The organism is Flavobacterium sp. (genome assembly GCF_031381455.1).
In the GTDB taxonomy this organism is placed as follows: Bacteria; Bacteroidota; Bacteroidia; order Flavobacteriales; family Flavobacteriaceae; genus Flavobacterium.
In genome coordinates, this window is record NZ_JANMXZ010000021.1 from 1 (window position 1) to 14177 (window position 14177).

At 36.3% G+C, this 14177-nt stretch carries 12 protein-coding genes and 1 tRNA gene; 12 read left to right on the forward strand and 1 reads right to left on the reverse strand.

Annotated features, from left to right (window positions below; all coding sequences use genetic code 11):
* From RMN97_RS05670 to RMN97_RS05725, 12 genes are all read left to right on the forward strand, one after another.
* Positions 1–1181 (forward strand): UDP-N-acetylmuramoyl-L-alanyl-D-glutamate--2,6-diaminopimelate ligase (locus tag RMN97_RS05670; RefSeq protein WP_309613554.1); only part of this gene is annotated, 1181 nt, incomplete at its 5' end.
* 107 nt (positions 1182–1288) lie between these two features.
* Entirely contained in the window at positions 1289–2515 is a 1227-nt protein-coding gene (gene mraY / locus RMN97_RS05675) for a phospho-N-acetylmuramoyl-pentapeptide-transferase (RefSeq protein ID WP_309613555.1), read from the forward strand.
* Entirely contained in the window at positions 2515–3849 is a 1335-nt protein-coding gene (gene murD, locus RMN97_RS05680) for a UDP-N-acetylmuramoyl-L-alanine--D-glutamate ligase (protein WP_309613556.1), read from the forward strand. Before mraY ends, murD begins: the two co-directional genes overlap by 1 nt.
* Before the next feature lie 29 nt (positions 3850–3878).
* Complete coding sequence (locus RMN97_RS05685; RefSeq protein WP_309613557.1) at positions 3879–4241, forward strand: four helix bundle protein; 363 nt, start codon at positions 3879–3881, stop codon at positions 4239–4241.
* A gap of 41 nt (positions 4242–4282) precedes the next feature.
* Positions 4283–5572, forward strand: coding sequence for an FtsW/RodA/SpoVE family cell cycle protein (locus tag RMN97_RS05690; protein WP_309613558.1), 1290 nt, complete (start codon positions 4283–4285; stop codon positions 5570–5572).
* 34 nt (positions 5573–5606) lie between these two features.
* Positions 5607–6698, forward strand: a complete 1092-nt coding sequence (murG, locus tag RMN97_RS05695) for an undecaprenyldiphospho-muramoylpentapeptide beta-N-acetylglucosaminyltransferase (RefSeq protein WP_309613559.1) — start codon at positions 5607–5609, stop codon at positions 6696–6698.
* Between the two features lie 37 nt (positions 6699–6735).
* Complete coding sequence (murC, locus tag RMN97_RS05700; RefSeq protein ID WP_309613560.1) at positions 6736–8088, forward strand: UDP-N-acetylmuramate--L-alanine ligase; 1353 nt, start codon at positions 6736–6738, stop codon at positions 8086–8088.
* Positions 8089–8150: 62 nt separating this feature from the next.
* Complete coding sequence (locus RMN97_RS05705; RefSeq protein WP_309613561.1) at positions 8151–8873, forward strand: cell division protein FtsQ; 723 nt, start codon at positions 8151–8153, stop codon at positions 8871–8873.
* Positions 8874–8879: 6 nt separating this feature from the next.
* Positions 8880–10274 carry a cell division protein FtsA gene (ftsA, locus tag RMN97_RS05710; RefSeq protein WP_309613562.1) on the forward strand — a complete coding sequence of 465 codons (1395 nt, stop codon included), beginning with the start codon at positions 8880–8882 and terminating at the stop codon, positions 10272–10274.
* Between the two features lie 101 nt (positions 10275–10375).
* Positions 10376–12370, forward strand: a complete 1995-nt coding sequence (gene ftsZ, locus RMN97_RS05715; RefSeq protein WP_309613563.1) for a cell division protein FtsZ — start codon at positions 10376–10378, stop codon at positions 12368–12370.
* A gap of 256 nt (positions 12371–12626) precedes the next feature.
* Positions 12627–13076, forward strand: coding sequence for a GatB/YqeY domain-containing protein (locus RMN97_RS05720; protein WP_309613564.1), 450 nt, complete (start codon positions 12627–12629; stop codon positions 13074–13076).
* Positions 13077–13152: 76 nt separating this feature from the next.
* Positions 13153–13226: transfer RNA gene (locus RMN97_RS05725), tRNA-Arg, on the forward strand.
* Positions 13227–13326: 100 nt separating this feature from the next.
* Here the strand turns inward: RMN97_RS05725 and rpe are convergent.
* Complete coding sequence (rpe, locus tag RMN97_RS05730; protein WP_309613565.1) at positions 13327–13989, reverse strand: ribulose-phosphate 3-epimerase; 663 nt, start codon at positions 13987–13989, stop codon at positions 13327–13329.
* Positions 13990–14177: the final 188 nt, after the last annotated feature.

Genomic DNA, 14177 nt, shown 5'->3' on the forward strand with positions numbered 1-14177 from the left:
CAAACTTTTATGGAAATCCATCACAAAATCTAAAATTAGTTGGCATCACCGGAACGAATGGTAAAACAACCATCGCTTCTTTGTTATATCAATTATTCCAAAAAGCAGGCTACAAAGTTGGATTGTTATCAACCGTTAAAATCATGGTTGATGATAAAGAATACAAAGCAACGCACACCACGCCGGATTCATTAACTATCAATTATTATTTGGCAGAAATGTGTGAAATGGGTGTTGAATATTGCTTTATGGAAGTGAGTTCGCACGGAATTCATCAAAAACGAGCGGAAGCCTTGCATTTTGAAGGTGGCGTTTTTACGAATTTGTCTCACGACCATTTAGATTATCACCCAACATTTGCGGAATACCGCGATGTGAAAAAATCTTTTTTTGACCATTTGCCAAAATCAGCTTTTGCATTAACCAACATTGATGACAAAAACGGTTTGGTAATGATTCAAAATACAGCTGCTCGAAAACTGACGTATGCTTTGAAATCGTATGCCGATTATAAAGCGCAAATTCTGGAAAACCAATTGTCTGGATTGTTGTTAAAAATTAATGAAAGCGAAGTTTGGGTTCGATTAATCGGAACCTTCAATGCCTATAATTTATTGGCAATCTACGGAACTGCAATCGAATTAGGATTAGACAAATTAGAAGCATTGCGATTATTATCAGAATTAGAAAGTGTTTCCGGACGTTTTCAATTTATAGTTTCCAATTTCCAAATTACCGCAATTGTTGATTATGCGCATACGCCCGATGCTTTAGAAAATGTCTTAAAAACCATCAATGACATTCGATCTAACAACGAGCAATTGATAACCGTTGTAGGTTGCGGAGGAGACAGAGATAAAACCAAAAGACCAATAATGGCAAACATTGCTTCAACGATGAGCAATAAAGTTATCATCACGTCAGACAATCCAAGAACCGAAGATCCAATTGACATTATTGCCGATATGGAAGAAGGCGTACAGCCACAAAATCAAAGAAAAACTTTGGCCATTGTTGATAGAAAACAAGCTATTAAAACCGCTTGTCAATTGGCTGGCCCAAATGATATTATTCTGATTGCCGGAAAAGGTCACGAAACCTATCAGGAAATTAATGGAGTTCGCCATGATTTTGATGATATGGAAATTGTAAAAGAAATTTTAGAACAACTGGAAAAATAACAAAAAGCAAAAGCCAAATTCCAAAAAAAAACAACATTGGAATTTTTTGAATTTGAAAATTGAAATTTATTTGAGATTTGATAATTGAACATTGAAATTTAAAGAATATGCTATATTATTTATTTGAATACCTCGACAAAACAATGGACATTCCCGGAGCAGGAGTTTTCCAGTATATCACTTTTCGTTCGGCTTTGGCATTAATACTTTCGCTGATGATTTCAACCATTTATGGAAAAAAAATCATCACGTTTTTGAGAAATCAACAAGTAGGTGAAACGGTTAGAGAACTTGGTCTTGAAGGCCAAACGCAAAAAGCAGGAACGCCAACAATGGGTGGATTAATCATCATTATTGCTACACTGATTCCGGTTGTGCTGTTAACCAAACTGAATAACATCTACATAATCCTTCTAATTGTAACAACACTTTGGATGGGAACTATAGGGTTTATTGACGATTACATCAAAATTTTCAAAAAAGACAAACAAGGTTTAAAAGGAATTTTCAAGGTTGTTGGTCAAGTTGGTTTAGGGTTAATTGTAGGATGTGTACTTTATTTTAACCCAACGGTTACTGTTAGAGAAAGATCGGCTACACCAATAAATTTTAATCAAACTGAAACACTTATTTCGCAAACACCGTCTGAAATTAAATCTACGGTAACTACAATTCCTTTCACAAAAAACAACGAATTGGATTATGCCAAAATCATCGAGTGGACTGGAGAAGGCTATGAAAATTGGGCTTGGTTGGTTTTTATTCCAATCGTAATTTTTATTATCACAGCTGTTTCAAACGGAGCCAATTTAACCGATGGGATTGATGGATTAGCAGCTGGAACTTCAGCAATATCAGTACTTGCTCTCGGGATTTTTGCCTTTGTTTCGGGTAACGTCATTTTATCAAGTTACCTAAACATCATGTACATCCCAAACTCTGGTGAAATGACAGTTTTTATTGCCGCTTTTGTTGGAGCATTAATCGGATTTCTTTGGTACAATTCCTTTCCGGCAACTGTGTTTATGGGCGATACAGGAAGTTTAACCATTGGTGGAATTATTGCAGTTCTAGCTATTTCGGTTCGAAAAGAAATGTTATTGCCAGTATTGTGCGCCATCTTTTTCGCCGAAAATTTATCCGTAATCCTGCAGGTTTCTTATTTCAAATACACGAAGCGAAGATTTGGCGAAGGGAAACGAATTTTCCTTATGTCGCCATTGCACCATCATTACCAAAAGAAAGGCTATCACGAAAGTAAAATTGTAACCCGTTTTTGGATTGTGGCAATTCTACTGGCTATAGTTTCTATTGTGACATTAAAATTGAGATAATGCAACGATTAGTAATACTTGGAGGTGGAGAAAGTGGCGTTGGAACCGCCATTTTGGGGAAGAAACAAGGATACGATGTTTTTGTTTCTGATTTTGGAAGAATAAAAGATAATTACAGAGAAGTTCTGAAACTTAATGAGATTAAATGGGAAGACGAAACCCATACCGAAGACCTGATTTTGAATGCTGATGTAGTAATGAAAAGTCCGGGAATTCCGGAAAAAGCACCAATGGTAAAAAAGCTTTTGGAAAAAGGAATTCCGGTGATTTCTGAAATTGAGTTTGCAGTTCAGTTTACGAATGCAAAAACCATAGGAATAACTGGAAGCAACGGCAAAACGACAACAACCATGTTGACGTATCATTTGCTAAAAGAAGGAGGATTAAACGTTGGATTAGGAGGCAATATCGGAAAGAGTTTCGCTTGGCAAGTAGCAGAAGAAAATTACGATTGCTATGTATTGGAATTGAGCAGTTTTCAATTAGATGGAAGTGTAAAATACAGACCAGACATAGCCATAATTACAAACATTAGTCCGGATCATTTGGACCGATACGAATATAAATATGAAAACTATATCGCATCAAAATTTAGAATAACAATGAACCAAACCGAGAGTGATTATCTCATTTATGACGCAGATGACGAAGCAATTTCAGAATGGTTCAAAACAAACAAAACAAAAGCCCAATTAATTCCTTTTTCATTAACAAAAACATTTGAAAACGGAGCATTTATAAAAAACGACACTATGGACATCATCATCAACAACGAAGAATTTGAAATGAAAACCGGAGAAGTTTCTCTGGAAGGAAAACACAACATGAAAAACGCAATGGCAGCGACGTCTGTAGCGCAACTGATGAAAATCAGAAAGCAAACTATTCGTGAGAGTTTATCCAATTTTCAAGGTGTAGAACATCGTTTGGAAAAAGTACTTAAAATTCACAATGTGCAGTACATCAACGATAGCAAAGCGACCAACGTGAACGCTACTTTCTTCGCTTTAGATAGCATGACGGTTCCAACAGTTTGGATAGTCGGTGGTGTAGATAAAGGAAATGATTATAGCGAAATTATGTCTTTGGTGAGAGAAAAAGTAAAAGCAATTATTTGTCTTGGTGTCGATAACAAAAAAATCATTGATGCTTTTGGAAACGTTGTAGATATGATGGTCGAAGTAGATAATATGCGAGACGCAGTTATAACAGCAATGCATATTGCAGAAAAAGGCGAAGCAGTTTTGTTGTCACCAGCATGCGCAAGTTTCGATTTATTTCAAAATTACGAAGACAGAGGAAATCAATTTAAAGCAGCGGTTAAAAATTTATAATTTTAAATATTAGATTTTAAATATTAAATATGACGAATGATGAATTAAAATATAGAACGAAACAATTCTCTCTTTTGGTTCTAAATTTAGTAGAGAAATTACCGAATTCTATTTCATCAAGAGTTGTGATAAATCAATTAGCAAAAAGTGCAACTTCTGTAGGAGCAAATTATAGAGCTGCGTGTAGAGCAAGGAGTGATAGAGAATTTGTAGCAAAATTGAATATAGTTTTAAAAGAAGTAGATGAAACTCAATATTGGCTTGAGATTATTGAAGAAATGAAATGGATTAATCAATCCGAATTGGAATTTCCTCTAAAAGAATCAGGAGAATTGGTTGCAATTTTCGTGTCAACATTAAAAACAGTAAACAATAGGTTAAACAATAAGTAGATTATATCTAATATTTAAAATCTAAAATCTAAAATTAAAAAATGAAAGAACTAGTAAACAGTTTAAAAGGAGATAAAGTTATCTGGGCATTCGTTGCCTTGTTGGCGCTGTTTTCGTTTATGCCTGTTTTTAGCGCGAGTAGTAATTTGGCCTATATGCGTCATGGTTCAGGAAATGCCTTTACTTACTTGCTGAAACACGCAGCTCAGGTTTTGGTTGGATTTTTTATTCTTTACAAAGTTCACAAAGTTCCGTATCATTATTTCAAAACAATCTCCAAAATTCTATTGCCAGTCGTTTGGATTTTACTTATCTATACGTTGCTCAAAGGAACTATTATTGATGGTGCCAACGCCAGTAGATGGATACAGATTCCGTTTATTGGAATTACATTTCAAACATCAACATTGGCTTCAATCGTGTTGTATGTTTTTGTTGCCAGATATTTATCCAAAAAAAGAGAAACGCCTATCACGTTCCAAAACTCGCTTTGGGAATTGTGGACGCCCGTTTTTATTACGCTAATTTTTATTCTACCGGCGAATTTTTCAACAGCCGCTTTGATATTTTCGATGGTATTGATGTTGGTTTTTATTGGAAAATATCCTTTGAAATATATCGGGATCATAGTCGGCGCCGGAATCATCGGATTGACATTCTTCATATTGGTTGCCAAAGCTTTTCCAGATGCTTTTCCAAATCGCGTGGATACTTGGATTGCTCGTATTGACAACTTTACAAGTGACAAACCCGATGAAGATGATTACCAAATCGAAAAGGCAAAAATTGCGATCGCTTCAGGCGGAATTTATGGACTTGGACCAGGGAAAAGTGTGCAGAAAAACTTCTTGCCACAATCTTCATCCGATTTTATCTATGCCATTATTGTGGAAGAATACGGAATGATTGGTGGGCTATGTGTTTTAGGATTGTATTTGTTATTGCTATTCCGATTTGTAGTGGCAGCACATAAATCCAATTCGCTTTTCGGAAAACTCGTCGTCGTCGGCTTAGGGTTTCCCATAATTTTTCAGGCGTTAACCAACATGGCAGTTGCGGTAGAACTGTTGCCAGTAACCGGACAAACATTACCGTTGATTAGTAGTGGAGGAAGTTCTATCTGGATGACTTGTATTGCTCTTGGAATTATTTTGAGCGTGACCAAAAAAGAAGAAGAAATTGCAGAAGAACAAGCCGAAAAACAAAAACGTGATGAGGCGCTGCAAAAGCTAATTGATAAACAATTGCAAGAAGATGAAGCAGCAGAACTGGAAGATTTTTCAATTGTTGATAAGGCAAATCCAATGAGTGCTGTTTTAAATAAAAAATAATGACTTGCCTCGCCTTTCAAAGCAAGGGGAAAAAATGAGCAAACTAAAATTCATATTAAGCGGCGGCGGAACCGGTGGACATATCTACCCAGCGATTGCTATTGCAAATGAATTAAAGTTGCGTTTTCCCGATGCCGAGTTTCTTTTTGTTGGAGCCAAAGACAAAATGGAAATGCAAAAAGTTCCGCAAGCAGGTTATGAAATTGAAGGACTTTGGATTGCCGGTTTGCAACGAAAATTGACACTGCAAAACCTGATGTTTCCGCTGAAAGTGACAAGCAGTTTGTTTACATCACGAAAAATAATAAAACAATTCAAACCTGATGTCGTAATTGGAACGGGCGGTTTTGCCAGCGGTCCTTTATTACAGATGGCAAATATACTAAAGATTCCAACGGTGATTCAGGAACAAAATTCCTATCCCGGAATCACGAATAAGTTGTTGAGTAAAAATGCCAATGCGATTTGTGTTGCTTACGAAAATTTAGAACGTTTTTTTCCAAAAAGCAAAATTGTTTTCACAGGAAATCCGGTTCGTCAGGATTTATTGGAAATTGATTCCAAACGAAAAGAAGCACTTAAACATTTCAATTTAAATCCTAATAAAAAAACGCTTTTGGTACTTGGTGGAAGTCTTGGTGCAAGAAGATTAAATCAATTAATTGAAAAAGAAATCTACAATTTGGTTTCAAAAGATATTCAAATAATATGGCAATGTGGCAAATTGTATTATCACGATTACAATCATTTTTCTGACGGCCAGTTGGTGCAGGTGCTGTCATTTATTGACCGAATGGATTTGGTTTACGCTGCCGCAGATTTTGTGATTTCTCGTGCCGGAGCTTCATCGGTTTCGGAGTTGTGTTTGGTTGGGAAACCGGTAATTTTTATTCCGTCACCGAATGTAGCCGAAGACCATCAAACCAAAAACGCCAAAGCAATAGTAGATAAAAATGGCGCCATTTTAATTAAAGAAAGTGAATTAGACTTCACCTTCGAACCGATATTTTCGAATTTAATTTTCAATGAAAATTTACAGAAAGAATTGAGCGAAAACATTAAAAAATTAGCCAAGCCAAATGCTACAAAAGACATTGTCGAACAAATTGTTAAACTAATAAAATAAAAAACCCAGTAACTCAGTGACTCAGCCACTTTAAAAAATGAACCTAAACCAAATACATAACGTCTATTTCATCGGAATTGGTGGCATCGGAATGAGTGCTTTGGCTCGTTATTTCCAAAACATTGGGAAGAATGTCTCGGGTTACGACAAAACATCGACCATGCTTACGGATGAACTTATCGCTGGCGGAATGTCGATTCATTTTGAAGACAATATCAGTTTAATTCCGAACGATTATTATATAGAAAACACTTTGGTTATTATAACTCCGGCTGTTCCAATTTCACATTCGGAATGGAATTATTTTAATGAAAGAGATTATGTTGTAAAAAAACGGGCAGAAGTTTTGGGAATTATTACCAAGGACACCTTTTGTTTCGCCGTTGCCGGAACGCATGGAAAAACAACAACATCCAGTATACTTGGACATATTTTATATGAATGTGGTGCAGATGTTACCGCTTTTATCGGAGGCATTGTCGAAAATTATCATTCCAATTTAATTGGAAATGGGAAAACGGTAACCGTAGTTGAAGCCGATGAGTTCGATCGTTCGTTCCTGCATTTGCATCCCAATATTGCTTGTGTGACTTCAATGGATGCCGACCATTTAGATATTTATGGCGATGCAACGGCGATTGAAGATTCCTTTAGGGAATTTGCTGCTAAAGTAGAAGATAAAACCAAAATATTCGTTCCAAAAGGTTTGCCTTTAGAAGGACTAACAGTCGGAATCAACGAAAGCGCCACTTTCAAAGCATTTAACATCAGAATTGAAAATGGGTATTATGTTTTTGATGTGCAAACGCCATCAGAAAAGATTGAAAATATACAATTTGGTTTGCCCGGAAGACATAATTTAATGAATGCCATGATGGCTTTAGCAATGGCTAAAACTTTTGGTTCCCCAACCAAAACCATTGCTAAAGCTATGGCTTCATTTAAAGGAATCCAACGTAGGTTTTCGTATCAAATTAAGAACGAGAATCTAGTTTATATTGATGATTATGCACATCATCCAACAGAAATTAATGCGGTTCATCAAGCGGTTCGCGAATTGTATCCAAATGAAAAAGTGCTTGCGATTTTCCAACCGCACCTATTCAGCAGAACCAAAGATTTCGCCGATGATTTCGCCAAAAGTTTATCACAATTCGATGAAATTTTGTTGCTCGATATTTATCCGGCACGCGAATTACCGATGGAAGGAATTACGTCAGAATGGCTGCTTTCCAAAATAGAAAACAAGAATAAAAAATTAGTTTCAAAAAGCGATTTAATTCCATCAATTTTAAAAAGTGACGCTAAAATAATTGTAACAATTGGAGCAGGAGATATTGGTGAATTAGTTCCGAAAATTAAAAGGGATTTGGCTTTAGCCAATGAATAAAAAATTGAATTCAAATTATGTATTAACAGATGTTTGAACATCTGAGTATTAAAATGAAAAAAATGAAATTTTTCAATTGGACAAATATTCGATTAATGTTGATGATTGCGGTCGTAATCTTCCTGTATTCGTTCACTTCGTATCGAAATGAGCACCGAAAAATAAGGAAAACAGAAGTCGTTTTTGTGGGTGAAAACACACTTTTTTTGAAGTCTGAAATGGTTAATAAATTGTTAATAGAAAAAAATCAAGACCTAAAAACAATCAATAAAGTTGATTTAGATTTGATGAAATTGGAAGCTTCTATCAACAAACAGGAAATGATCCAGAAAGCGGATGTGTTTGTTAGTGTTGATGGTGTTTTAAAAGCGGTGGTGAAACAAAAAACACCAGTGGGAAGAGTATTCGATGAGGCAGGTTCTTTTTATATTGATTATGAAGGAAATAAGATGCCGTTATCAGATAATTATACAGCAAGAGTGCCGCTACTATCGGGGGAAATTACAGTAGTAAAAAAAGAAAAATTATCTGAAGTTTTAAGGATGATTAACGAAGATGAGTTTTTGAAAAAAAATATCATTGGTGTGCAGGTTTTGCCTAACGGTAGCTTGGTTATGGCGAACAGAAATTATGATTTTCAAATAGATTTTGGTCGAACGATTAACATTGAGAAGAAATTTAAAAATTATAAAGCGTTTTTTCAGAAGGCAGTTTCAGATAGCACTTTGAATAAATACAAAAGGATTAACCTGAAGTTTACTAAGCAAGTAGTGTGCATTAAATAGAAGATTATGGAAAAAGAGAATATTGCAGTAGGATTAGACATTGGGACAACCAAGATTGTTGCCATGATTGGCAAGAAAAATGAGTATGGAAAGTTAGAGATTTTGGGTGTTGGAAAATCCAAAAGCCTTGGTGTGGCTCGAGGTGTGGTAAACAATATTACGCAAACCATCCAATCTATTCAACAGGCAGTACTTGAAGCAGAAGCAAATTCAGGCTATAAAATTAACGATGTGGTTGTTGGTATTGCCGGACAACACATTCGGAGTATTCAGCATACCGATTACGTAATCAGAACAAACCCTGAAGAAGTAATCAGCGGAAGAGATATTCAGTTGTTAATTGATCAGGTAAATAAATTGGCGATGCTTCCGGGAGAAGAAATCATCCACGTATTGCCACAGGAATTTAAAATCGACGGACAATCTGAAATCAAAGAACCAATCGGAATGTATGGCGGAAGATTAGAAGCCAGCTTTCATGTTGTAGTTGGCCAGGCATCATCTATCAGAAACGTGGGAAGATGTATTCAGAGTTCAGGCATTGAATTATCCGGATTGACATTAGAACCATTGGCTTCGGCTGATGCGGTTTTGAGTCAGGAAGAAAAAGAAGCCGGAGTTGCCTTGATTGATATTGGTGGAGGAACAACAGATTTAGCCATTTTTAAAGATGGTATCATTCGTCACACAGCAGTAGTTCCTTTTGGTGGAAATGTGATTACAGATGACATCAAAGAAGGTTGTTCCATCATTGAAAAACAAGCCGAATTATTAAAAACAAAATTTGGTTCAGCGTGGCCAGGCGAAAATAAAGACAACGAAATTGTTTCGATTCCCGGTTTAAGAGGAAGAGATCCAAAAGAAATCTCTTTGAAAAACTTATCAAAAATAATTCACGCGAGAGTTGTTGAAATTGTTGAGCAGGTTTTCACCGAAATCAAAGCTTACGGGCACGAAGATCCACGCAAGAAACTGATTGCGGGAATTGTATTAACAGGTGGTGGTTCGCAATTGAAACACATCAAGCAATTGGTAGAATACATCACCGGAATGGACACTAGAATTGGCTATCCAAACGAACATTTAGCAGGAAATTCAAGCGAAGAAATTTCAAGTCCATTGTTTGCAACAGCAGTCGGATTAGTAATGAACAGCATTGAAAACAATTCGAATAGTGCTTACAAAATTGAACTAAAAGAAGTTGCGGTCGAAGCAGCAAGACAAGTTGCTTTTCAATCTGTAGCTCAGGCTCAAGTAGTAGAGGGAAAAGTTGAGGAGGTTTCTGATGCTATCGAGGAAGAAATCAACCTCGAAACGGAAACAACAGAAAACAAAATAAAAAGATCATTTTTTGACCGTTATGTTGAAAAGATTAAGGACTTTTTAGATAACGCTGAATAGTAAGTGTTCGGAAAGCAGCCCTTAGACAGGCTCAGGGTGACAAAAAGAGCAATAAAAAAGACAAAACAGAAGACAAAACATATACCTAATACCAAAATAGTATGATAAGCAACTCAGAATTTGGAAACATCTCATTTGATTTACCAAAAAATCAATCAAATGTGATTAAAGTAATCGGAGTTGGTGGCGGCGGAAGTAACGCTATCAATCACATGTTCAAGCAGGGAATCAAAGGCGTTGATTTCATTGTTTGTAACACAGACTCACAAGCGCTTCAAAATAGTCCTGTACCTAATAAAATCCAATTAGGAGTTTCCTTAACGGAAGGACTTGGAGCTGGAGCAAATCCTGATGTTGGGCAGCAATCAGCCATCGAAAGTATTGGTGACATTGAAAAAATGTTGGATACCAATACTAAAATGGTTTTCATCACTGCAGGAATGGGTGGCGGAACCGGAACTGGAGCTGCACCTGTAATCGCTCAACTTGCCAAAGAAAGAGGCATACTTACTGTTGGAATTGTAACAAAACCGTTTCAATTTGAAGGAAAAGTGCGTTATGAACAAGCATTGTTAGGTGTCGAAAAGTTAAGAAAACAAGTCGATTCTTTGATTGTTATTAATAACAATAAATTGAGAGAAGTATACGGAAATCTTGGTTTCAAAGCCGGATTTTCAAAAGCTGACGAAGTGTTGGCAACGGCTTCAAGAGGAATTGCTGAAGTAATTACACACCATTACACTCAAAATATTGACTTAAAAGACGCCAAAACAGTTTTGTCAAATAGTGGTTCAGCCATTATGGGTTCTTCTACAGCAACTGGTGATAATCGTGCAAAAGATGCTATCATTTCTGCTTTAGATTCGCCTTTGTTGGATGATAATAAAATTTCGGGTGCCAAAAACGTATTGTTGCTTATCGTTTCGGGTTCTAGCGAAATTACTATTGACGAAATTGGAGAAATCAACGACCATATTCAGTCAGAAGCCGGACACGGAGCTAATATTATTATGGGTGTTGGTGAAGATGAAACGTTAGGTGAAGCTATTGCGGTTACAATCATTGCTACAGGTTTTAATGTGGAGCAGCAAAACGGAATTGTAAATACTGAAGCTAAGAAAATAATTCACTCCTTAGATGGGGAACATAAATTAGAACGCGATTTAACGCAAAAATCAGTTGAAGTTTTCCATCCGATTGATACTCGGGTAACAGAAGTGAAAGAAGAAAAAATTGTTTTCGAATTAATCGAAGATGACTCGAGCGAAAGCGAACAGGCGCAGCAAATTGAGACGCCAGCCGCTGTTGCTTCTATTGATGAAAACGAATTGATTGCAATGAATCATTTCATCAGAAACTTGGATGTAACATTTGAAATTATTTCACCAATAAATGACATCGATTTCAAAGTAACGACTCCGGAAGTTAAAGAAATGAAAGTTATCGAGCCCATTATCGAAAAAGAAGAAGAGCAAATCACGTTCACTTTTGATATGCCGGCAATGCCAACATTTGAAAGAGTTGCCGAAGTTGAAAAGATTGAAGCTGTTGAAGAAACCCGAATTGTTTTCGATTTGTCTGAATCAGCAGTAAATGAAATTATGGTTAACGAGCCAGTAGAGTTCGTACCGGTAACCGAACTTAACGAAGGCGGAATCATAAAATATTCTTTGGAAGAATACATGGAGTTGGAAAACGATTTGTTGAATTCAAAACCTGCTGCAATTGCACCAATCGTGGAAGAACCAATTGCTGAAGAATTGAAAATTACAATGAAGGTTGAAACTACCGAAAAGCCTACATCAATTGTAAGTCATTTTGAAGATATTTCACCAGTTGAAATGACTATCGAGGAAACCTTGAAACACAGAGCTGACGATAGAAGAAAAAAATTAAAAGAGTTCAATTATAAATTCCATAACAACCCTTCAAAAATTGAAGAAATGGAAAAAGAACCTGCCTACAAACGTAATGGAGTAGATTTGTCGAATAATGCTCAAGCTGATACAAACTCAAGAATGTCAATAGGAACGGATAGCAACGATGATACACAGTTGCGTTCAAACAACTCATTCTTGCACGATAATGTAGACTAGTCTACAGATAACCCTTGATCTTTAACCCGAAAGTCTTTATGATTTTCGGGTTATTTTTTTTAACTTCGCGAAACTTTTTAGGAGCGAGTGGTTCGGGCTTTTTTTGCCATCCATTTTCCTGCTTTTCGCAGTATTTTTTTTGTCACACCGAGCGCAGTCGAGGTGCTTAGCTAGCAAAAAAGGATACTTGCTTCAATCAGGGCTAAAAGAGAAACTATTTGAATCTAATAAGTCTAATAATTTAAAATTCTAAACTATGAGTTTATCAACCCAAATAATGGACGAAATAAAAAATGCAATGCGTGCCAAAGACACTATTGCTTTAGAAGCGCTTCGTGCCATTAAATCAGAAATTTTATTAGCGCAAACCGCTACAGGTTCTAAAGAAGAAATCACTGAAGCTGACGAAATCAAAATATTACAGAAACTGGTAAAAATGCGTAAAGATAGCGCCACTATTTTCACCACACAAAACCGTCCCGATTTAGCCGAGCCCGAATTGGCACAGATTGCTGTAATCGAAAAATTCCTTCCTGCCCAACTTTCAGAAGCAGAAGTAGAAGCAATCATTGCTAAAATCATTGCAGAAACGGGTGCGTCAGGAATTGCTTCTATGGGAAAAGTTATGGGATTGGCTTCAGCGCAAATAGGTGGAAGCGCAGAAGGGAAAACCATTTCGACTATTGTTAAGAAACTTTTGGTTTAAAAGAATATAGAGAATAGAATATAGAAAATAGACTGAATCTTTTTTCTTTTCTCTTTCTTCTATTTTCTTTCAAAAAGGCTGCGTAGTTCAACTGGATAGAATATCAGATTTCGGCTCTGAGGGTTGGGGGTTCGAATCCCTTCGCGGTCACGAATAAATAAGAAAGTAAAGCTTTGAGGGAAAGGCAAAGCCAATTCCTTCGCGGTCACAAAAAAGTCATTCATTACGAATGGCTTTTTTAATTATGTAGTTAAAGACTTGTCAGTTTCTTTAAATCACTAATCGTTTGTGTTGGATTTGCAGCTTTAAAAACAAAATTCCCGGCAACAAGTACATCTGCACCGGCTTTTACTAATTGAGCCGCATTTTTATCAGTTACGCCGCCATCAATTTCAATTAATGTTGAAGCGTTTTTTCTGTTGATTAATGCTTTTAGCTTTTCAATTTTGGAATACGTATTTTCAATAAAAGATTGGCCACCAAAACCTGGATTCACACTCATAATGCAAACCAAATCGATATCATTTATTACGTCTTCTAATAAATCAATATTGGTGTGTGGATTTAGTGCAACTCCGGCTTTCATTCCTTCTGCTTTTATCGCTTGTAAAGTTCTGTGTAAATGTGTGCAAGCTTCATAGTGAACGGTTAAAATAGTTGAACCTAATGCCGCAAAAGTCTTGATGTATCTATCAGGATCGATAATCATTAAATGTACATCAATTGTTTTTTTTGCATGTTTAGTTATAGCTCCTAAAACCGGCATTCCGAAAGAAATATTTGGAACAAAAACACCATCCATAATATCAATATGAAACCAGTCGGCTTCACTGTTATTAATCATTTCGATATCGTGTTGTAAGTTGGCGAAATCAGCTGCGAGTATAGAAGGTGCAATAAGTGTATTTTTCATTTTTAAAGTATGTGTGTTGTTGTTGCAAAATTAGTTTTTTAACCGCAAAGTTCGCAAAGTTATTACGCAAAGTTCGCAAAGAAAGATAGAGTTGAATTTTAGGATGAGATTGCGTTAGGGATAGGAGTGGAAATCCTCGCAGAGATTGTAATGGATAGCCCGGCCAAAGGCAACGCCCTAATAATAAC